This is a genomic window from Nonomuraea sp. NPDC048882 (genome assembly GCF_040649755.1).
GTDB lineage: Bacteria > Actinomycetota > Actinomycetes > Streptosporangiales > Streptosporangiaceae > Nonomuraea > Nonomuraea maheshkhaliensis.
In genome coordinates this window covers 1-19,792 of record NZ_JBEZGB010000043.1, presented here as the reverse complement: position 1 = coordinate 19,792, position 19,792 = coordinate 1, and the positions used below count along the sequence as shown (strand labels likewise).

The following is a 19,792-nucleotide window of genomic DNA, read 5'->3' as shown; positions in this document are numbered from 1 at the left end:
CAGCACAGCAGACCCCACCGACCGGCGGTAACGCTACAAATCCATACGATCACATAGCGACATCACAGGCATATGCTCGCGGAACGCACTCTCAAGCGAGCAGTTGACCGCCATCGAGGGCGACAACAACGGGATCATCTCTGCTGGGGATGGGGCAACCAGCGTGCAGATGCGGGCCGAGGCATCCGGGCATGGCCGGGTGTATCAGGCTGACGGCGACCAGATCATTAACGAACGGTGAGCTTTGAAGGCGGCGCCCGGAAGGTAAGCCAGCGCGCGGATGCAAGCGGGTTCGCGCGCATTTACCAGACCGCCGGCGACATGGTCGTGTACGAGGGCGAGGAGCCCTACCGGCTGGCGGCCTGGCCCGCCCCGGCGGCGCCCCCGCTGACGCGAGAGGCGCGCATACAGCCCAGCGTGCTGCTGCGGGCGGCGAACGCGGTGATCGATTTCACCGGCCGCCAGGCCACACTGGCGGAGTTGCGGGATTGGCGGGACGGGGATGCTCAGGAAGGTGTGGCGGTCCATCTGATTCATGGGCCGGGCGGGCAGGGCAAGACCCGACTGGCCGGGCATGTGGCGGAATTGTGGCGGCGGGAGGGGTGGGTGGTGCTGGCGGCCCACCACCGGCGCGACCGGTCGGCACCCGACGCCTTCATCGTTCCCGACGTTGCTGCGGCAGTCGGGGTGTTGGTGGTGGTGGACTACGCCGAACGGTGGGACACCGCCGATCTCCTGTCGCTGCTGGCCGACACCCAGATCCGCCGAGGACTGCCGGTACGGGTGCTGCTGCTGGCCCGCCCGGCTGGCACCTGGTGGCAGAGCCTGGAATACCGGATCCAGCGTGATCGGCACCTGGTACCCAGCCTGCGCGAGCTGGCGCCGTTGGACCAAGACGCGAGCGTTACCCGCTGCGGATTGTTCGAGGCGGCCCGGGACCGGTTCGCCGAACTACTGGAGGTACTCGACGCCAGGAACATTGAGCCGCCGTTGACACTGGAGGGCCATGAAGCCTACCGGTTGGTGCTGACGGTCCACATGGCCGCGCTGGCCGCGGTGCTGGCCCATGACCGCGGCCAACCGGCGCCTGGCGATCCGGTGCGGGTGTCGGAGTGTTTGCTGGCGCGCGAGCGAGATCATTGGAAGGCGATGGGCAACTCGCACCTTGAGATGCCGCTGTTGACCTCGCCGGATGCGATGGCGCAGGTCGTCTACACCGCCACCATGACCGGTCGGCTCCCCTACGCTGACGGCAAGGCTGCCTTACGACAGGCCGACATCGATTCGGGGCACGCGGTCGGGCAACTCCTCAAAGACCATGCCCTGTGTTACCCGCCCTCCACGACAAACCCCTCCGGCCGCACGCCGCACAAGGCGGAATCGCCGCTGCGGGCACAGGCCACCGTCCTGGAGCCGTTGTATCCCGACCGGCTGGGCGAAGACTTCCTAGCCCTGTCCACGCCCGGTCACACCTATGATTTCCCGGCCGATTCCTGGGCCGCAGAAGCCCTTGCCCGGCTCCTGGTTCCAATCGCAGACCGCGGTGAAACGCTCGCCGAAGGCGACGGGGTGCCGGTGTGGACGCGCCACGGGTTGATCACGCTGATCGAAGCGGCCCACCGATGGCCGCACCTAGCTGAGCAGTTGTTCGCCCTAGTGGCCAGCCACCCTCACCTGGCGCTACGCGCGGGAGGAACCGCGCTAGCCAGCCTGGTCGATCTGCCCGGCGTCGAGCCAGCTCTGCTGGAGGCGATCGAATCGGTCCTGCCCGCACACCGGCATATCGAACTCGACATCGGCATCGCCGCGGTGAGCGCCCGGCTGGCCAAGCATCGACTGGCTACCTCCACCAACCCTGCCTGGGCCCGTACCTGCGAGGCCTTGGCGATCCGCCTGAGCAACGCGATGCTGCACTCCCAGGCACTGGTCGCGGGCAACCTGTCGACGCAACGCTGGCAACAACTGGCCGAGGCTGACCGGAAGACATGGCTGCCGGACTTTGCGGCCTCTCTGAGCAATCACGCTGTGCGGTTACTGAAAGTGGGACGACAGGATGAAGCGATATCGATAGCGAAACAAGCTGCTGATTCGTTTGCGGAACTGGCCGAGGCTGACCGGAAGACATGGCTGCCCGACTTGGCAGGTTCGTTGAACGTTTACGCCGCCCTCCTGGCGGGAGTAGAGCGGCAGGATGAGGCGGTCTCGATATCCAAACAGGCCATCGACTTGTACGAAGAGGTGACTGCGGAAAACGGCGATTTCCACCGGCCTGACCTAGCGAGCCTGTTGAACAATCACGCGTCGCGATTGAAGGAGGCGGGACGGCGGGATGAGGCGATTTTGGTATCCCAGCGGGCCGTCTCATTGTTGGAGTCGTTAGTTGAGGTTAGCTGACAGGCTCACCTACCCGATCTCGCGACATCGCTGACCAACCACGTATCGCTCCTGGCGGAGGCAGGGAAACTGGACGAAGCGTTAGCGGTCTCGGCAAGGGCTGTCCCTGTAGCAAGGGTTCTGGCTGAATCGAACCGGGGTCTCTACCTTCCTGGCCTCGCTGCTTCCCTATTTACGCACGCCGCTCTAGCGGCAAGCTTGAATCATCAAGGTGAGGCGATCTCGAACTCGCAGCAGGCCATCGATATGTTCGGAGAGCTAGTTGACCTCGATAAGGATAGCTACCTGCCCCAGTATTCGAAGGCACTGGGCAATCACGTCGCTATCCTAGTGAGAGCGAGGCGGCCAGATGATGCGATCTTCTTCTCCCGCCAGGTTGTCGAATCGCGCCGTGAGCTAGCTGAAGCGGACTTAGAACACTATCTGCCTGCTCTGACCGAGGATCTAGTCGTTCATGGCCATGTACTCGTCCAGGTTTCCAGGTTCCGTGAGGCGGTCGACCCTTTGGTTGAGGCCTTCCTATCGATTGCCCCTCTGGTTAGAGCATCTCATGCAGGGGAGCCGTTCCCCGAGTATGCCCAGGATAGTCTCGCCAGAATCAGCTATCTTCTGCGTCGTGCGTATGCATCGGATCGTACCGGTGTGTCCGAAGAATTCCAGGCGGTCACCGGCAAAGATGTCCCCGATTGGATGAAGGAATCGCCGTCCGCCGCTGAGTGATGAGGGAAGCCGAGTCGGTAACGACGCGATCCGACCGCCATCCCAGGACGGTGTACTTTTCCGGACTCTGTGCCGCCATGGGGTAAGGCTGTCAGAAACCCCCCGTCCGAACTGCAATCACAATCCGCAAGGTTGACGTCAAGCTCATGGGTCTTCCTTCCTGTGGGCGGCTGCAGCAGCAGTCTGCGGCACAGCTCGAGGAGTTCCTCCTCGCTCACCTCCGGATGCGCGTCCGGCTCTGTTTCGGCTCCTGGCAATGCCGCGGTGCTCTCGCCCAGCCGGAGGCGAGCCTGAGGCACGGCGCAGGGCGATCGGTCCAGGACCGAGGACAGCCTCTCGCTGAGGTCCAGCGGAGGGCGTTGGGTGCTGGCGGCCAGCCGCCACAACAGGTCACGGCGGGCCGCCAGCACGTCGTAGGATGTGCCGTCGTCGCGACAGGCATCCAGCAGGTCACGCCAGGCGGCCTCCCACACCAGCGGATCGTTCCACCGCCTGCGCAGAGTCTCCACCGCTGTCTGCGCTGGAGCCCGATCCGGGCGATCGGCCTGGCCGGGAAAACCGGCCAGGGCCGCCCGCGTGGCGGCGAGCTCATCAGCCAGCGCCTTTTGCGCGTGCGGGCCCAGCCGAGACAGGCTGTCGATCAGGTCGTCGATCGCGCCCGCCCAGGCGGCGCGGTGCTTGCCCGTGTTGTAGGGCCGCGGGTCGGCGAGCCAGCCCGCGACCTCATCGGCGGCCACGACGGCGTCGAGGACATCTCGCTCACTCCACCATGGCCGGTCCGGATCCCATGCCAGAGCCTCACGGACCTCATCGAGAGCGGTGGGAGGAGATGTCACGATGGGAGGGTGAGGCATTGCCCCAGTGTGGCCGGAAAAGGGATAGAGGAGCGGCTTTCCCGGATCGCCCCTGATCGAGCGGCGCGTCGCCCGTGAGGATGGTCGCCGGGATTTGAGGGGCGCACGCCGCGGATGGGCGATGAGGACAGCGCCCGACGATGCCGGCGCTGCCGCCGCGGCGCACGGCCGCAGCGCGGTGGGGCGTCATAACCCGTTCTCAGCCTCGCCGTTCACCACATCCTGTGCAGTGGCGATGCGTACGTGGCACGCCTGCGCGACATCGGTCCAGGACACGTTGTCCCCGCGCAGCTTCTGCACCGCCGCGCGCAGAGCGTCCTGATAGCGCCGGCGCGCATGGGCGAGCGTGTCGAGTTCGGGCGAGTGCGGGCACACCTGAACCGGTGGAGGTGTGGAGGCGCCGAGCCGTAACGCCAGTGCTTGTTGCGCGCTGGCGTGCAGGTCACGCAGCGTACGGCCGTGAACGACGATGCCGTGCCGGCCGGGCTGGGTGACCCACCGCCGTTCCAGGCGGACGGCGAGCAGGACGCTGGCGGGCCCAGCGGAGGCGGGCTCGGCGGAGGCATGGCCGGCAGACAGCTGTTCGGCCGGACCGGGTTCGGCCGAAGGAGGGATCGTGTTCACGCGCCTGCCTCCAGAAGCCGGATGACCTCGTCGGCAACCGCTGCCGGTAGGTCGCCATGAGGCACCACGAAGTGATGTCCGCCGGCCTCATACAGCACATGGGTGCCGCTTCGACGGATGGACGTCAGCTGCCATCCGTGCTGGGTGACGACCTCGCGCACGCGGTCCCAGCCGGATGCGCGTCGTTGGCGCATCCGGGCGGTCACCACCTGGGTCTCATACCACTCCTCCAGCGGCACGATCGCGGGGTGAGCCTGCCGGCGCGACCACACCCAGTCGGAGATGGGGTTGCTCCGGCCGTGGTTCGTGCGCGCCGCCCTACGGCCGAACACCTGGTAGCCGCTGTACTTAGGCTGGCTAAGCATCCTGTGGATCCGCCGCGCCACCCACGGTCCTTGACCTTCGGCCAGCGGATGACGATCGAGATCGGCCGCCAGTATCCGGGCGATCTCCCCGTCGGTCCTCTGCTCGCATCGCCGTAGCCGGAAGGCCTCCGCCACCGTGTCACGGCGGCGCTGATCGGGGTGGAGCTCCAGGCGCATCTTGGGGCGCCCGACACCGAACCGGTTGGACGCGGGAGGGGCATCCGGGTCCACGACCGCGACGTAGCCATAGCATGCCGGCCCATGCCGGTAGCCGTTGGCGGCATGCTGGCGCTGCCCCCGCATCGACTGCTCCACCAGCTCATGCCGCTAGATCTCGGCGCGGACTTGCGCGGTGCGGCGCATCTCCAGCCGTCCGGTGGTCATTCCACCGCGGGGCTCGTTCGCGCACTCCACGCTGACACCATGCGAGGCCAGATGGCGTTCGATCTGAAGGCTGGCCAGGGTATCGCGAGCCACACGAGAGATACGCTCGCAGGCCACCCGGTCGAGATCGCCTCGCTCGGCCCACTCCAGCAGCTCACGCAACCCGCCGTCTCGGGGCACCGGCACGCCGAGGCGCGCGTAGTCCTCTGCGGTGCCCTGACTGCGCTCGTCCAGGCCGAGCATGCCCGACTCCACATCCCAGAAGTGGGCGACGAACACGTCGCCGGGTTCCAGGAGCGCGAAGGATTCAGCGACCTGCCCGCCGATCGAGGAGCGTGGATCTTGGTTGTCTTTGGTGGAGCAGCGCCCTAGGAAGGCCGTCCGGCTCGGCCGGGTTTCGGTGCTGGCCCGGAAACCGGGCAGGCCGCTGAGGTCAATGGGGGGATCGAACATGCGGGCCGTCCTTCGCGCGCGGTGGAGAGGAGACGCTGAACAGAGCCCTCAAGGAGGGCTCCACCCCCACATGCGTGGGGAGCATCCCCCGCTACGCGGGGCCGCGGATTCGCCGACGTATCGGCAACCCAAGAAGTGGCGTGCCATCCCCAGCATGCGGGGTAGGCCGCTGTTCGAACGGTGGCACAAACGAGTCACACACCGCAAGCCTAGCTGGCGACCTGGTCACTGCGTCGTCGCCGGACCGTCATCGTGGCAGGCTGTGCCGGGTGGAGCCGGGCCGCCCCGCAGCGTCGGGGAAGGACAGGAGGCCGGCCGGGTGACGGCGACCGGCCGCGACCCTCATCGGGCGGAGACTGCCGGTATTGCCGGCACCTGCGGCTGCGGCCGATGCCCGGCAGTTGGCCGCGTGGACTGAAAGGACCGGATCGGACTGGCGACATCGTGATCGAGCAACGGCGCGCGACGGTGGACGCCGACGGCGAGGAGCCCGTCGACGGGCAGTCCCCGGCAACCTGCCGCATGGGGGTGCTCCCAGCGTCGACTGCTGATGGCGGTCGACGCTGGTGGCACCTTTTGTAGGCGGCCAGGTGCACCGTGAGGTCAGCTGCACCCGATGTAGGTCACCGCGTCGTCACGCATCCAGCCCTCTCGCCAGCCAGGAACGCTGTTCACCCAGACCTTGGTCCAGTGATGGCCGTTCGCGTAGACGTGGCCCCAGCCAGTCGGGCCGGTGACGCGCTCGCCCGCCTGCTTGGTGGTGAGCGGGGCTGCGGCCTGGCTCATCCGGGGATAGACGCCGGCGTGCGGCCACACGACCCGATAGACGTTGTTGGAGCAGTTGGCTGAGGCCGCTTGCGCGGGAAGGACAGCCGATCCCAGCGCGAGAGCGCCGCTCATCGCAGCGGCGGTGAAGACGCTGAGCGCGACACGCTTGATGGTGCTTGCGAACACGCGAATCTCCTCTTTTGTTGATCTAGTGGCCCGATGGCTCGGGCATGAGAAAGGTGCCGCAGGTCGCCCACCGGGGGGAAGTCGGTTTCGGGAATTGGCCGTTCGAGCTCTGGCGAGTCGGAGCGGGTGGCGGCGAGTCGATGCGAGTCGTGGTCTCGGTAGGGTTTCGGGACGGGCGATTGAATCGCCTGGAGTGCCGAACTGCCGAAGAATGTGGCCATGAGTGACGGCGAGAGCGGTTCTGGTGGCGGGCCCATCGCAGTCTTGTGGGCTGAGTTGCTTGCCGAGTTCGACAGGTACGGAGGGTTGAATCACACCGAGATCTCGACATGGAGCAGTCACAACGACGAGGTAGAAACGCTTAAAGCGAATACCGTTCGGGATTGGATGAACCCAGAACGGACAACGGCGCCCAAGCGGCCCCAGTTTGTGACAATACTGAAGTATCTCGACTTTTTGCGTCTACAGGCCGGGCAAGGGGGAGGTGACGAGCCGACGGGCCCTCACGAGCAGGACCGGCAAAAGTGGTGGGACCTGTATCGTCCCGCTTGGAGCGAGCGTCTGGCGCGACGGCAATCCGGCTCGGGGGCAGAGGCCGACGAAAGGCGGGAGGAAGAAAATGAGGAACAAGAGATCCATGCTCTGGAGCCGGCAGTCATTACCGAAGTCGCGGACTCGGCTCGGGCCAAGCACGAAGGGCACGGATTGCCTGAGGTGGGCGCGGCAGAACGCAGCGATCGTGGTCCGCTGGACAATGGTGAGTCAAACAGCGCGGCCATGCCGATGCCAGCTTCGCCGGAGAAGCCGCCTCGGCGCCAACTTCCTGGAATCGATCCTCGTGGACAGCGACACCGTCGACGCGTCGTCTTGAGGAGGGTCGCCGTCCTTGCCGGCGTCGCGGTGATACTGACCGCGGCTTTCCTCCTGGGAAGGCTGAGCATGGCCGACGCGAACAACCCCGGCGCGCTCCATGCCGCCAGCGATGTCCCGTCGCCGCGCTCCACCCATAACCCTGAAGTCCGTAGACCGGGCGCGACACAGTCACCCGTTCCTGCCCCGACCCTAAGTGAGAGCCCGTCAAGCACACCAAGCAATCCCCCGGTGTTCTGCGCCCGCGTGATTGTCGATCAGGCCGGTCTCTACCACTCAAGCGGTGATATATCGAGCTGGTACAGATGGAAGACCCGCGGTGCCCTCATAACGATGTCGTCTACCGCACCACTGGATGGCTGGCTGAAGGTCCGCACGCCCAAAGACCCTGCAGGTGCCCACGCCTGGATGAGGGCGCCGGAACTGAGTTCCCCCAAACTCTGCGGCAGCGGAAACTGCCCCTCCTCATGTCCGTAGGTAAACGTGGCCCACTGGATTGCATGGGCGACCCAGATTGGTCACTTTTCCTGGCCAGAGGCATCTCCTGTTTAACCCGATCGTCGGAGGCGGCGTTGGCCGGTGCGCCGGGCAGTGTCCGTCGAACTGCAGCACCTTCCGGGTGTGGCATGAACCCATCGGCGATCAAGATGTGGGAGCGACGACAATGACAGATGTGTCTGCTGGCGCGGTTGCACTGACCGGGGGACGCATGGCGTCGGAAGTTCTCCGAAGGAACGACACGGTTTTGCGACCTGCATCGGATTCCTCCGAATTCATGGCCGCGCTCCTCATAACTTTCGAGCAGCAGAATTTCACTGGCGCCCCGAAATATGTGGGCCAGGTGGACGGCGAGGATCTATTCACCTATATCCCGGGTGACGTCCCCGCGAAATTCCGGCCCTGGTCCGATGGCCAGGTAGGCGCAGCGGCCCGCCTTTTGCGTGAGATGCATGACGCTACGCGCGGAAGTGACTTGGCTGGTCGCTTCGATGTGGTGTGCCACCATGACCCCGGCCCCAACAACGCCGTCTTCCAGAACGACATGCCGGTGGCGTTCATCGACTTCGAGCAGGCCGCTCCGGGTGGCCGGCTTGAAGATGTCGGGTACATGGCCTGGACCTGGTCGATCTCGTCGAAACAGACGATGGCGCTGGTGGACCAGGCGGCGCAGGTGCGCCTCATCGCTGACACCTACGGTCTGCGCGAGGCGGAGCGCCACGCGCTGACCGATTGCGTCCTGGAGCGGCAATCGCGCAATGTCCGTTTCTGGGCGGAGTTCGCGGCGCATCCGGAGACGGCTCCGGCTGCACCGGAGGTTCTGGCTGACCGGATTGCGTGGAGCAAGCGGGAACACCACTTCGTCTACGCGCACCGTGAGGTCTTCGACCAGGCACTGACCTGACTGCTGGCGGGTCGGCTCAGCCGCTGGTGTGCGCGGCCGGACGTGCGGGTGCGTCGGGAGCCCGAACACGGCCCCGGAGCTGCGGGCGAGATGGGCGATGTCGATGGGTTGTCCCTCGCGGTCCACGAAGGGGGGACGGGTCGGTCGAGCGGTGGGTTGGCAAGGAACAGCATGGTCAGGCGCTGCGGGAGCCGGTGATCGCGGACCTCGTGGTAGGACGGCGGGGATGTCGGCGCCGGTCATCGCGGTGAGAAGACTGTCCGGCATTGCCAGGAGCCGATTGTCGTGGACGGGGACGGGGTTCATCCGCTCACCGGTTTCGATCTCCAGGCCCGCACCGTCGGGAACGGCGAGAGTGAGCAGGTGGCCGTCTTCATGCCGGTCCTGCAGGATGTAGCGGATTCTGCTGACCATGTCGCGCAGCTCCTCCTGGGCGCGATGGCGAGTCCCGTCTCGATCACTCCGCGGATAGAGAGTGTGGGCGCCTGCCATACCTGCTCGGCGTGGCAGACGCGCGCTGCCCGGTCCCACCTGTAAGGTGCGAACCTCCTTCCTCGTATGCCACACGCGTCAAAGGAGCGGACTGTGTCAGTGCTCGTCGCTCATGTCATCCGGGTAGTCGGTCACGGAGGGCTCTGGTCTCAAGCAGGTGCGGGGGTGACCTGTGGTGATCAGTGACGCGGACATCTCCAGCGCCGTCTCCGCCTACCTTGGGCGCTTCCCGGACGAGGCCGCGCTGCTGTCTGAGCCGGTTCGGCTTCTGTCCGAGGGCCGGGATTTCGCCTCGCGGCGGAATTTCCGGATGCACGTGACCGCCGGTGCGCTGCTGGTCCGCGGTGGCGCCGAGGTGCTGCTGGTCGAGCACCGCGCGTATGGGATTCCGTTGCAGCCCGGGGGCCACCTCGAACCGGACGACACCTCGCTGATCGACGCAGCGGTGCGTGAATTGGCGGAGGAGACAGGGATCGATCCCGCGCAGGTCGTCCCTGCGTCGCAGACCCCTGTCTACATCGAGTACGGCAGGGTTCCGGCACGACCGCAAAAGGGCGAGCCGGAGCACCACCACCTCGATATCGGGTACGCGTTCGTGACGGAGGCGGACATGGGGCTGATCCAGGAGTCCGAGGTGACGGGGGCCGCCTGGTATCCGCTCGCCGAGGCCGAGCGCCTCGTCGGGCATCGCATCGCGCGAGCCGTACCGGCCCGAATCGGATAAGGGCCCGTCGAGGCTGCTGCCGCCGCTACTCGGCCCATGGGCCAGCCGAACAAGGAAGCCTCGACGGTCCGCAGCTGCAGCGGACGTCGGCCGAGTTGTGGGGCCCGCTCAGTCGAAGCATGGTTTGACGCTGCGGTCCCGGCTCCGCTTGAGCTCGTAGAAGCCCTCCGTCGCGGCGACCAGGACGAGGCCGTCCCAGAGTTGGCCGGCTGCTTCGCCACGAGGGGTCTGCCTGACTACGGGGCCGAACAGGGCTGTGCCGCCGATGCGGAGTACGGGCGTCCCGACATCGAGCCCGACCTCGTTGAACGCCTCGTCGTGGGAGTCCCTGATGAGCTGATCGAACTCCTCGCTGCCGGCGGCCGCCGCCAGCGCATCGGGCAGGCCCACCTGGGCGAGGGCTTCGGTGATGACCGTGGGGTCGTCGCGACGTCGTTGGTTGTGGCATCGGGTGCCGATGGCGGTGTACAGCGGGCCGAGGACGCTGCGGCCAGCGTGCTCAGCGGCGGCCGCGCAGACCCGTACCGGCCCCCATGCCTTCTCCATCAGGTCCCGGTACTCCTTGCTGAGAAGGTGTCTTCGATCCCCTAAGTGATCTTGGGTCGCGCTCGGAGTGAAGCGAAAAGACCTTGTCTGGCAGGGATTGTCACGTCTCGTGATCAAGCGCATGCTATGTGTTGGTGGTCCGCATCCCGCCGTTGTCCCGTACGTCTCATGCGAGGGGAGAGCGGACCATGCCGACCATGATCGGGCACGTCACCCAGGAGCGCTACGACCAGATCGTCACCCGCGGCCGGGAGCTGGTCGAGTTCCAAACCTGTTCCCAATTCCAGCTCGGCGATCTGGCGCTGGAGCTCGAACCGATCCAGCCGCACGGCGGTGCGCACCCCAACCAGGGCGAGGCGCTGTTCGGCGTCTTGGAATCGCTGCAGCTGTTCGCCGACGACCTGGCCATCCCGGTTAAGACGTTGGAGACCCACCGTTGGGTGGCCTCCCGTTGGCCGGCCCAGCATCGCCAAGCAGGGGTCCCGTACTACATACACAAGACGCTGGCTTCCATCCGCGACGATGAGGAGCGGTGGGCGCGCATCGCTAACCCTCCGCTGGATAACCGCGCCGGAACCCGTCGGTGGACCGACACGGCCGCCAAGCAGGCCGTGGACCAGAAACTCGTCAACACCGCCTCGGTGCAGCAGAAGGTCGAACGGATCCACGACCTGGCCCGCGATGAGGAGGTCGCCGTGCGGGTAGCCACCGATCTCCTGCGCCGGCCCCAGGTGGCCGACCGGTCCATGCGCGACGACCTGGCCAAGCACATGGTCAACCGGGCGCAGGTCGAGCACGCCCAGCAGGCTGGCCAGGTGGCACGGCAGCGCACGCCCGCCCTGCCCCGCATCGAGCGAAGCCGCGACTTCCTCGACCTGATCGGGGCGTGCTCCCTGTTCGTGGCCTCGGTCGGCCGGATTCTGCCGGGGCTCCGTGACCATCAGTTCACCGGCGACGAGCGCGCCGCGGTGGCGCGTAACGTGGCCCGCGTCCGGGCAACAGCCGACTGGCTGGAGGCGGCCATTGAGTCGGGGGACGTGAGCCTTGATGAGAGCCTGGCTCGGTTGCTGCGCGGCGAGTAGACCATGTCCTCCAGGGGCCTGGCGGCCAACGTCTGCGGGGAGCAGGTGCGGCTGGCGCTGCTGGAGGCCCGCCCGGCCGGTCTGACCGCGCAGCAGCTGGTCGCCGCCACTGGGTTGAGCCTCTATCAGGTGCGCAAGGGCGTCCTCTATGTCCGCGAGGTCTCGGCGATGGCCCACTTGACCCCGCTGATCTGGACCTATGCCGGTGGATACGCGTTCGCGTCGACGCCGGTCGACTGGATCGCCTACGAACGCGCGCGACTGCGCACCGAGCTGACCCGGATTAGTCGGTTTCTGTCAGCGACGGTTGCACCTCATGCGGCGCTCACGCCGGAGGATGAGTGGATCAAGCTGGTGCTGGGCCAGCTCAACGTGGTCCAGACGGCGCTGAACCTGGTCAACAAGGCGGGGGTGTGATCGACGTGCGTCCTCGCCGCTACCCCTCCGACACCACCGACGAAGAATGGGCACTGATCGAACCACTTCTTCCGACACCCGCCTGCCAGACCCGAACGGGCGGCCGCCCGGAGAAGCATCACCGTCGCGACGTGTTCGATGCGATCAGGTACATCACCGACAACGCGGCGAAATGGAGGTCCTTGCCATCGGATTTCCCGCCCTACCAGACGATCTTCGGCTTCTTCAGCCGCTGGGCAAGGGCCGGGGTCTTCAACCGAGTCCGTGATCAGCTTCGCCGCGCCATCCGGTTGCGCGCTGGGCGCTGCCCCAACCCGGTCGCCGGCATCATCGATTCTCAGTCGGTGCGCGCTGCAGCCACTGTGACCGGGCGTTCTCGCTCCTATGATGCCGGGAAACGGGTGGCAGGAAGGAAGCGTCACCTGGTTGTGGACACGTTCGGCCTGCTCATGATGGTCATGGTCACGCCAGCCGGGCAACCCGACCGCGACGCCGCACGGGAACTGCTGGCCCGGCTGCGGATGCTGCACCCGCAGCTCACCCTGATCTGGGGAGACAGCGCCTACGCCGGGACGCTGGTGGAGTGGGCCTGCCGTTTCCTGCGCCTCACCCTGAAGATCGTAACTAAACGGCCTGGTCAGATCGGGTTCAAAGTGCTCGCCCGTCGTTGGATCGTCGAGCGATCCATCGGCTGGCTGATGAACGCCCGCCGCAACGTGATCGACTTCGAGCGTAAGCCCGCCCATAGCGAAGCCCACCTGACCATGGCCGCCATCACGCTCATGAGCCGGAGACTCACCCGCAGGAAGGCCGCCCGGGCCTGGACCAGACATCGGCCCGACTCGACCCAGGCGGCCTGATCCGCACGTGGATTACCGACGGATCGAAGGTGCCTTCTCAGCGGACTCGGTCGTAGACCATGGCGATCTCGCCCAGTTCGCCGCTTTGCTGGTGGCTGAGCATCCACTTCGAAGCTGGCAGGCCATCGTCGAACAGTCGCTGCCCACCTCCGGCGATCTCGGGAAAGATCATGAGGTGCAGCCGGTCGAGCAGGTCTGCCGACAGGAGCGGCTTGATGATGCTCGCGCTGCTGTTGACGAGGATGTCGCCCTCACCGGTGGCCTTGAGGTCGGCAACGACATCGGCGGCGGGGGCGTTCACTACGCGGGTGTGTTCCCACGGCGCCTCGGTCAAGGTGGTCGAGAAGACGATCTTTTCTGTGTCGACCAGCCACTTGGCGTATCCGCGATCACGCGGGTCAGCGTTCTCGTCTTCGGCGACCGCTGGCCAGTAGCCCATGAATCCCTCCGCGTTGAGTCGGCCGAGCAGCGCCGTCGTCGCACTCTCCCAGATGCCGCCCATGTGGTTCCGCGCGACCTCGCTGGTCACATAGGGGGCGAACGCGGCGAAATCTTTGGGCCCGCCTGGACCGTTGTAACGCCCGTCGAGGGTGAGGCTCAGGTTCGCGGTCACCCTGCGGCCGGTCGAGTTCGTCATTTGGCGCTCCTCGTATTGGTGTCGTGCTCGGTGTTGTGCGTGTCCGCGGCGAGGGTCGCCGCGAGCTTGTCGAGGCTCTGGCCGAAGCCGATCTCGATGCCTGCGATGAAGTCCGCTGAGTCGACCGTGCTGTCGGTGACTTGGAAGTGGACGTCGAGTTCTGTGCCCGTGTCGGTGGGCCGGAGGCCGAGGTCAAGGTGGGCGGTGAAGGCGATGCTGCCGTCGGGAAGCTGGGGGGAGAGCCGGTAGGCGAGGCGCTCACCGGGGCGTACGTCCTCGACGACTCCCAGCGCGCGCCCGGCGACCAGGTCGGAGCCGTCGACGTCCTCGGCGTCGCGGTACTCATGGATGATCCGTCCACCCGGTCGCGCCTCGAAGATGAGCTCGGAGACGCGCAGGTCAGCCGGCGTCCACCAGCGGGCGAGTAGGGATGCCTCGGTCAGGTGGTGCCAGACCTCTTCCGGGCCTGCTGTCAGCGACCGGTGGAATGTGAATGAGCGGCCGTCGGCCCACCCCGGCTCCTTCGCGGCGAGCCGCTCTGCGTGGAGGCTGAGCTCGTAGCGGTAGTAGGTCTCGCGCGAGCCGCCGGCTTGGTCCGCGGTGTCGGCCAGCCGAGTGAGCGCAGCCGCCAGTTCCCGTAGGGGTGCGGGCCGGAGCGCGTAGACGCGGCGCTGGCCGGAGCGCTGGGAGGTGACGACGCCGGCACGCTCAAGGGCCTGCAGGTGCTTGGTCGTCTGTGGCTGGCGCGCCTGGGCGAGCTGAGCGAGAACACCGACCGGGCGGGGCCGCTCGGCCAGCAGGCCCACGAGCCGCCAGCGGGCCGGGTCGGCCAGTGCGGTGAGGAGTGCGTCCATGCCGAGAAGTATTCACCATAGCGAATATTCGTGTCAAGGAATATCTCGGGAATGGTCGGGCAGCGTTGGGATCGGGCAGGGCCGCTACTAGAGGATCGAAGACACCTTCTCAGCGCCGCCGCGTACGCGTCCCGGATTCGCTCGGCATCGCGATCCAAGCCCATGCATCGCCGCAGGTCAGGCAAATCCGTTGGAAATATCCCCGGGACTACAGCGAGGCCTAGTGGGGTGGGCCCGCCGCTTCCTGCGCCTCACCTTGAAGATCGTGACGAAACGGCCTGGTCAGACCGGGTTCAAAGTGCTCGTCCGTCGTTGGATCGTCGAGCGGTCTATCGGCTGGCTGATGAACGCCCGCCGCAACGTGATCGATTTCGAACGCAAGCCCGCCCATAGCGAAGCCCACCTGACTATGGCTGCTATCACGCTCATGAGTAGGAGGCTCACCCGAAGGAAGGCCGCCCGAGCCTGGACCAAGCATCAGCTTGACTCAGCCCAGGCGGCCTGATGCGCACCTGCATGTCTCACGGCCAGATTGCGGTCTATCCCTACCGGCCCGTGTCCGGGTTCATGGAGTCGCCGGTGATGTACAGGTTCATGTGGGTGTAGTCGAAGGTGATGGCGAACGGCTTGAAGAAGTCGTGGGTGAAGTTGGCGATCGTGTCGAACTTCATCCCGGCGCCGACCTTGGGCTTCTCCTCTGCCCACCCCTTGACCCGCCGCCGCGTCGCCTTGCCCAGACTGATCTCCTCCGGCGCGATGGGGTAGCGTACCCCGCCCCGCCCCTGCTCGGGCTCGCCGAGCTCGATGCCGGCGCGTTCGGCGAAGTCGAGGGAGGTGCCGACGCCCCGGCCGGGGCCGCCGGTGTCGAAGGTGACGACCCGGGGCCCGAAGTCGTTGAGAGAGCCCAGCGTGCAGGGGAAATGGTCTTTCGCCAGCCACAGCGGCAGGACGTCGCCCTTGAGCCGCGCGGCCTCGGCGCGGAATCTGCGCAGGTTGGCCTCGGTCTTGCGACGGATGACGAACTGCTGGTGACCGTAGTCCATGGTGGTCAGGAAATGGTAGAAGTGCACGGTGCCGATGGTGCCGTGTGCCTCGGTGCCGTCGGGCAGGTTGGGCCGGTCGGCCTCGTTCCAGTGGACGGGCGCGTTGCGAACCTCGAGGTCGCCGATACGCACCGACTTGGCGATGCCGTAATACATCGTGAACTGCTGCCCGTCGGCGCTTCCCTTGCTCTCGGAGATCACCTCCAGGCCGGCCTCCTTCGCCAACTGCATGCTGAGGCCGGCCGTCGTCGCTCCTGTGTCGAGCTGGAAGATCCTCGGCTGTGTTCCGTTGATGGAGATCATCATGTGGGGCAGGGGTTCGAGGCCGAGGAACGGGATTCTGGTGGTCTGCGGGCCATGCACCTGCCAGGGGGTTCCCTGGATCGTCTCGTACAGCTTGGCGTGGGCGAGGTCGGTCTGCGAGCCGGTCAGCTCGCCGCGTTTGCGCAGCCAGGGTACGGCTTCCGACAGCCTGTCCTGGCGGACGTAGCAGTCCGCGAGCTGGTAGAGGGAGAATTCGTCGTCGGGCTTCAGGCTGACGGCGCGTTTGAGGAATCTCTCGGCGTCGGCGAACCGGTTGGACAGCAGAGCGATGTAGCCGATCTGCGCGGCGGCCTGCGCGTTGTCGGCGTTTTCCTTCAGCCGGCGCCGGTAACCTTGTTCGGCACGTTTGAAATGGCCGCTCTTGAACAGTTGGTCGGGGTCGTCGGCGAGCCACGGAGCGGCGGCTATGGCACTCGCGCCACCCATGCCCAGCAGCGGCAGCGCCGCACCTACTCCGGCGGCCAGCGCCGCGCGTTGCAGGAACTGTCGTCGATCCAGTCCCGGAAAAGTCTCTTCTTCGTGCATGGCCGGCTTCCTGAGGGTCTTGGCGATTTCAGGGGCGATCTGCCCGGCCCGTTCCCCCGGCGGTCGCGGCGCAGGGGTCCGGGCAGAGGCCTGCATCAGGAAATCAGCTCTGCTGTTTCCTCTGCGTTACCGTCCGCCTTTGGCTGCATCGAGCGTGCGGGAGGCACCCTGCCAGACAAAGTCTTAACCTGCCGCCCAAAGGGACAAAGAAGATCATTAAGGGGGATCGAAGACACCTTCTGATGCAGCTGTCAGCCTGCGCGGGCGGTCCAATGGAGCAGGCTGGCTTGAGTGCTCTGCGTGTCAGGATGGCGGGTGCCGAGGAGGCGTTCGCGGATGGGCAACAGCTCGGCGAGCTGGTCCCGGGCGGTGGCTGCATCGCCTGCCTCCCCTGTCCAGCGGGCGAGGTTATGCCTGATGGTCAGCGTGTCAGGGTGTTCGGCGCCCTGGATGCGTGTGATGGCCGGCAGGAGGGCCGCGTACTGGTCGCGGGCGGTGACAGCGTCCCCGGCTTTCCCCGCGCTGTAGGCGAGGTTGCCCCGGGCGGCCAGAGTTTCCGGGTGATCAGGACCTCGGACTCGTTGCAGAGCCGGCAGGAGAGCGGCGTACTGGTCGCGGGCAGCGGCCGCGTCCCCGGCCCGACCCGTCCAGTAGGCGATGCTGGCTCGGGTGGCCAGGGTGTCGGGGTGGTGTTCCCCCAGCACGGCCTTCCGCAGGGGCAGCAGTGCGGCGCACTGGTCGCGGGCGGTAGCGAAATCTCCTGCCTCGCCTGTCCAGCGGGCTATCTGGTGCCGGGTACTGAGCGTGTCGGGATGGTGAGGACCCAGGACACGTTCGCGGATCGGAAGCAAGGTGGCGTAGTGGTCTCGGGCGGCGCTGGAGTCTCCCACCTGTCCCGTCCAGTCGCCCAGCCGTTGCCGGGTGGTCAGCGTGTCAGGGTGTTCGGCGCCCATGATGCGCTCACTCACCGGCAGCAGCTGGGCGTATTCGGGGTCGAGGAACGACGGGACAGCCGTTGGCGGTACGGGCTGTTCGGGCAGGTCAGGGCGGTGCGGCGGCGAACAGCGTTGAGTCAGCCTTGGGGCTCTAAAACGGTGGAATAATCCGGCGAGATACCGCGATCCCGCATGTTTCCGCAGGTCACGATGACCACCTACACCATGATCCATCTCACCGCCAATGACTGTCCCGTTGTTCCTCGACCCCGGAGGACATCACTCGAGCCGCTGACGAGCGCCGCGGCGAGGCCGCTTGAGCCACCGATTCGGCATGTCGCAGACCGTCCAGCTCGGCGACCGCGACGAGGTGCGCCTGATCGTCTCGGGCGACGCCCCACCACACGCTGTACGACGACAACGTGCCCACCGCACACATCGAGGCCGCCGACATGGCGCACGCCCTCACCACGTTCATGGTCGACGTCGGCGAAGGCCTCGCCGTCATGGTGGACCGCATCAGCACCATGACGCCTCCTTGGCCGCCCGGCGTCCGCATCCTGAAGGTTGCCGCACATGGCGCGCTGCGGCACCGTCGTTCGTGTGCTCACTTCCCTTGGCTGCCCTTCCTGCCTGGCTTTGGCTGGCAACGCCTGCCGCCGGCGCGACGGTCGATCACGCGTGCCCCACCGCGACCGGATCGCGCTCGTCCTGGCCACCCTGGTGCTGGCATGGCTCACCGACAACGTCACGACCGCAGGCATCGCCAGCAACCTGACCGCGCTGATCGAGGCCGAACACACCCTGAAGCGGCGCGTCCCGACCCGCCCACCCCACCTCGGCGGCGCTCGCCCTGGCCACGACGACGATGCCGACCTCTCAGACGAGGCGCAGCGCCCAGCCCCCGCATGGGAACACGCGATGCTCCTGCTCGCAGACCGTCTGCAGCACGCTGGCCCCCAAATGGGCGATCGTTCCGCTGGCGAAAGCCGAAGCACGGCTCACAGTTATGGACAAGGATCACCACAGTGGACCGCTGACGGAATCCCGGCTCAGAGCGGGGCGGCGATCACGGAGGGGCGCTGTGGCTGAACAGCGGGCAGAAGACGTGGGAGAGGCCGCGCACACCTCCGGACGTGGCGGGAGATGCGCGCGTGCGGTGACCGAGGTGTTCGCTCCGCAGTATGTGGGGATCGCCATGCCTGCGGGGGTCGGGCTGTTCGCCGAGGGCTGGGCGGGCCTGGCGTGGGGGGTGCTCGCCGCGGCGGTGTGCGCGGGCGTGCCTGCGGCTGTGATCGCGGTGGGCGTGCGGCGTGGCCGGCTTGACTCGATTCACCTGGTCGAGCGGAAGTCGCGGAAAGGACCGATGCTGATCGGGCTCGCCGCGACGGTGGTGGGCTTGACCGCGCTGATGCTGTTGGACGCGCCCCGCGTGGTGGTGGCGTCGGTGGCCGTGATGCTGGCCTGGGTGCTGGTGATGGGGCCGATCACGTTGGTGTGGAAGATCAGCTTCCACACTGGGGTGTCGGCCGGTACCGCCGTCGTGCTCGCGTACGTGCTTCCTGCGGTGCCGATCCTGCTGGCAGGTGCGGTCGTGGTGACGGTGATCGGGTGGGCCCGGGTCCAGGTGTCGCACCACACGGCCGCGCAGGCGCTCGCGGGCGCCGTGGTGGGGGCGGCAGCGGCCTGGGCAACGCCCGCGATGATGCTTTGAGACGGTTTCGTGCCCACTGCCGGTGAGCTCAGCCACTCTTGCGCGTCGGTCATCGTTATCTTGGGTTGTTAGCTGTTCTCGCAGGTCAGAGCTTGACGATCTTGCCAGGCATGTAAGGCATGTTGACCTGGGTTGAAGGCATGTTGAAATCAGCGAGACGATGGCCAGGCTGGGGTTGAGGATCAGGTCTGGGATGACGCCGAGCGGCAGAGCGCCGCCACGCACGCCGGTTGGAGCACCTTGTCCGCCGGGGTTGGGTTGTGGTTGAGGGGTGTTTCGCGGCCTACGATCGATTCCTGGCCGATCCCCCTGGTGTGCGGGAGGGAGCGCTGGCGGAACTCGGACTGTCTCCGACAGGCCCTCGAGGTCTTGTCTCAGCTCGACGCCCCTGAGGCTGATGACCTCAGAAGCCTATTGGAACAAGATGGCGACGATGCATGAGAAATGGCTTCGATACGCCCTTCTCGGTGCGGGAACGTGATCGGCAAACGACTACGTCACGGAAGTCGGCCGGCGCCTTGGTCTCAGAGTGCGTTCCGCGAGCATATGCCTGTGATGTCGCTATGTGATCGTATGGATTTGTAGCGTTACCGCCGGTCGGTGGGGTCTGCTGTGCTGG

21 protein-coding genes and 1 pseudogene are annotated in these 19,792 nt (G+C 66.5%); 11 read left to right on the top strand and 11 right to left on the bottom strand.

What is annotated here, in order from left to right; all coding sequences use genetic code 11:
• Positions 1–103 precede the first annotated feature (103 nt).
• Positions 104–241, top strand: a complete 138-nt coding sequence (locus AB0C27_RS55885) for a hypothetical protein (RefSeq protein WP_357863526.1) — start codon at positions 104–106, stop codon at positions 239–241.
• On the top strand, positions 238–2,394 hold the full coding sequence (locus AB0C27_RS55880; protein ID WP_357863523.1) for a hypothetical protein: 2,157 nt from the start codon (positions 238–240) through the stop codon (positions 2,392–2,394). Before AB0C27_RS55885 ends, AB0C27_RS55880 begins: the two co-directional genes overlap by 4 nt.
• A gap of 602 nt (positions 2,395–2,996) precedes the next feature.
• Here AB0C27_RS55880 and AB0C27_RS55875 read toward each other — a convergent pair.
• The 5 genes from AB0C27_RS55875 to AB0C27_RS55855 form a co-directional block, all read right to left on the bottom strand.
• Positions 2,997–3,950 (bottom strand): hypothetical protein, encoded by a 954-nt coding sequence (locus AB0C27_RS55875; protein ID WP_357863520.1) that lies wholly within the window; start codon positions 3,948–3,950, stop codon positions 2,997–2,999.
• 204 nt (positions 3,951–4,154) lie between these two features.
• Entirely contained in the window at positions 4,155–4,592 is a 438-nt protein-coding gene (locus AB0C27_RS55870) for a hypothetical protein (RefSeq protein ID WP_357863517.1), read from the bottom strand.
• On the bottom strand, positions 4,589–5,272 hold the full coding sequence (locus AB0C27_RS55865) for a recombinase family protein (protein WP_357863514.1): 684 nt from the start codon (positions 5,270–5,272) through the stop codon (positions 4,589–4,591). Before AB0C27_RS55865 ends, AB0C27_RS55870 begins: the two co-directional genes overlap by 4 nt.
• Before the next feature lie 12 nt (positions 5,273–5,284).
• On the bottom strand, positions 5,285–5,794 hold the full coding sequence (locus AB0C27_RS55860; protein ID WP_357863511.1) for a recombinase family protein: 510 nt from the start codon (positions 5,792–5,794) through the stop codon (positions 5,285–5,287).
• A 603-nt stretch (positions 5,795–6,397) separates the two neighbouring features.
• Positions 6,398–6,748, bottom strand: a complete 351-nt coding sequence (locus AB0C27_RS55855; protein WP_357863508.1) for a hypothetical protein — start codon at positions 6,746–6,748, stop codon at positions 6,398–6,400.
• A gap of 219 nt (positions 6,749–6,967) precedes the next feature.
• Between AB0C27_RS55855 and AB0C27_RS55850 the strand changes: the two genes are divergently transcribed.
• From AB0C27_RS55850 to AB0C27_RS55840, 3 genes are all read left to right on the top strand, one after another.
• A complete protein-coding gene (locus AB0C27_RS55850; RefSeq protein ID WP_357863506.1) occupies positions 6,968–8,095 on the top strand; it encodes a hypothetical protein in 1,128 nt (375 codons plus the stop codon).
• Between the two features lie 196 nt (positions 8,096–8,291).
• A complete protein-coding gene (locus tag AB0C27_RS55845; protein WP_357863503.1) occupies positions 8,292–9,020 on the top strand; it encodes a phosphotransferase in 729 nt (242 codons plus the stop codon).
• 667 nt (positions 9,021–9,687) lie between these two features.
• The gene (locus AB0C27_RS55840) at positions 9,688–10,236 is read left to right on the top strand and encodes an NUDIX domain-containing protein (RefSeq protein WP_357863500.1); all 549 of its coding nucleotides are present in this window, start codon (positions 9,688–9,690) and stop codon (positions 10,234–10,236) included.
• A gap of 108 nt (positions 10,237–10,344) precedes the next feature.
• On the opposite strand, the gene AB0C27_RS55835 is transcribed toward AB0C27_RS55840, so the two are convergent.
• Complete coding sequence (locus AB0C27_RS55835) at positions 10,345–10,782, bottom strand: disulfide bond formation protein DsbA (protein ID WP_357863497.1); 438 nt, start codon at positions 10,780–10,782, stop codon at positions 10,345–10,347.
• A 188-nt stretch (positions 10,783–10,970) separates the two neighbouring features.
• Here AB0C27_RS55835 and AB0C27_RS55830 point away from each other — a divergent pair, with 188 nt between their 5' ends.
• The 3 genes and pseudogenes from AB0C27_RS55830 to AB0C27_RS55820 all read left to right on the top strand — a co-directional run.
• The gene (locus AB0C27_RS55830; protein WP_357863494.1) at positions 10,971–11,864 is read left to right on the top strand and encodes a DUF6192 family protein; all 894 of its coding nucleotides are present in this window, start codon (positions 10,971–10,973) and stop codon (positions 11,862–11,864) included.
• A 3-nt stretch (positions 11,865–11,867) separates the two neighbouring features.
• A complete protein-coding gene (locus AB0C27_RS55825; RefSeq protein ID WP_357863491.1) occupies positions 11,868–12,281 on the top strand; it encodes a hypothetical protein in 414 nt (137 codons plus the stop codon).
• Between the two features lie 5 nt (positions 12,282–12,286).
• A pseudogene (locus AB0C27_RS55820) lies at positions 12,287–13,084 on the top strand (IS5 family transposase); the annotation flags it as partial.
• 94 nt (positions 13,085–13,178) lie between these two features.
• Here the strand turns inward: AB0C27_RS55820 and AB0C27_RS55815 are convergent.
• Positions 13,179–13,778, bottom strand: coding sequence for a dihydrofolate reductase family protein (locus AB0C27_RS55815; protein ID WP_357863488.1), 600 nt, complete (start codon positions 13,776–13,778; stop codon positions 13,179–13,181).
• On the bottom strand, positions 13,775–14,632 hold the full coding sequence (locus AB0C27_RS55810) for a metalloregulator ArsR/SmtB family transcription factor (RefSeq protein WP_357863486.1): 858 nt from the start codon (positions 14,630–14,632) through the stop codon (positions 13,775–13,777). Before AB0C27_RS55810 ends, AB0C27_RS55815 begins: the two co-directional genes overlap by 4 nt.
• 256 nt (positions 14,633–14,888) lie before the next feature.
• On the opposite strand from AB0C27_RS55810, the gene AB0C27_RS55805 reads away from it, so the two are divergent.
• Complete coding sequence (locus AB0C27_RS55805) at positions 14,889–15,137, top strand: hypothetical protein (RefSeq protein WP_357863483.1); 249 nt, start codon at positions 14,889–14,891, stop codon at positions 15,135–15,137.
• 40 nt (positions 15,138–15,177) lie between these two features.
• On the opposite strand, the gene AB0C27_RS55800 is transcribed toward AB0C27_RS55805, so the two are convergent.
• From AB0C27_RS55800 to AB0C27_RS55790, 3 genes are all read right to left on the bottom strand, one after another.
• A complete protein-coding gene (locus AB0C27_RS55800) occupies positions 15,178–16,524 on the bottom strand; it encodes an aspartyl protease family protein (RefSeq protein ID WP_357863480.1) in 1,347 nt (448 codons plus the stop codon).
• 251 nt (positions 16,525–16,775) lie between these two features.
• Positions 16,776–17,492, bottom strand: coding sequence for a tetratricopeptide repeat protein (locus tag AB0C27_RS55795; RefSeq protein ID WP_357863477.1), 717 nt, complete (start codon positions 17,490–17,492; stop codon positions 16,776–16,778).
• Positions 17,493–17,694: 202 nt separating this feature from the next.
• Positions 17,695–17,988 (bottom strand): hypothetical protein, encoded by a 294-nt coding sequence (locus tag AB0C27_RS55790; RefSeq protein ID WP_357863474.1) that lies wholly within the window; start codon positions 17,986–17,988, stop codon positions 17,695–17,697.
• A 47-nt stretch (positions 17,989–18,035) separates the two neighbouring features.
• On the opposite strand from AB0C27_RS55790, the gene AB0C27_RS55785 reads away from it, so the two are divergent.
• Positions 18,036–18,551 carry a hypothetical protein gene (locus AB0C27_RS55785; protein ID WP_357863471.1) on the top strand — a complete coding sequence of 172 codons (516 nt, stop codon included), beginning with the start codon at positions 18,036–18,038 and terminating at the stop codon, positions 18,549–18,551.
• Between the two features lie 67 nt (positions 18,552–18,618).
• Complete coding sequence (locus AB0C27_RS55780; RefSeq protein WP_346101438.1) at positions 18,619–19,173, top strand: hypothetical protein; 555 nt, start codon at positions 18,619–18,621, stop codon at positions 19,171–19,173.
• Positions 19,174–19,792: the final 619 nt, after the last annotated feature.

What these genes read in the sequence shown, in the direction of transcription:
- AB0C27_RS55835 (WP_357863497.1), bottom strand. Translation starts at nt 10,782, where the DNA reads ATGGAGAAGGCATGGGGGCCGGTACGGGTCTGCGCGGCCGCCGCTGAG.
- AB0C27_RS55785 (WP_357863471.1), top strand. Translation starts at nt 18,036, where the DNA reads ATGGCGCGCTGCGGCACCGTCGTTCGTGTGCTCACTTCCCTTGGCTGC.
- AB0C27_RS55850 (WP_357863506.1), top strand. Translation starts at nt 6,968, where the DNA reads ATGAGTGACGGCGAGAGCGGTTCTGGTGGCGGGCCCATCGCAGTCTTG.
- AB0C27_RS55800 (WP_357863480.1), bottom strand. Translation starts at nt 16,524, where the DNA reads ATGCACGAAGAAGAGACTTTTCCGGGACTGGATCGACGACAGTTCCTG.
- AB0C27_RS55860 (WP_357863511.1), bottom strand. Translation starts at nt 5,794, where the DNA reads ATGTTCGATCCCCCCATTGACCTCAGCGGCCTGCCCGGTTTCCGGGCC.
- AB0C27_RS55815 (WP_357863488.1), bottom strand. Translation starts at nt 13,778, where the DNA reads ATGACGAACTCGACCGGCCGCAGGGTGACCGCGAACCTGAGCCTCACC.
- AB0C27_RS55830 (WP_357863494.1), top strand. Translation starts at nt 10,971, where the DNA reads ATGCCGACCATGATCGGGCACGTCACCCAGGAGCGCTACGACCAGATC.
- AB0C27_RS55790 (WP_357863474.1), bottom strand. Translation starts at nt 17,988, where the DNA reads ATGGTGCTGATGCGGTCCACCATGACGGCGAGGCCTTCGCCGACGTCG.
- AB0C27_RS55825 (WP_357863491.1), top strand. Translation starts at nt 11,868, where the DNA reads ATGTCCTCCAGGGGCCTGGCGGCCAACGTCTGCGGGGAGCAGGTGCGG.
- AB0C27_RS55810 (WP_357863486.1), bottom strand. Translation starts at nt 14,632, where the DNA reads ATGGACGCACTCCTCACCGCACTGGCCGACCCGGCCCGCTGGCGGCTC.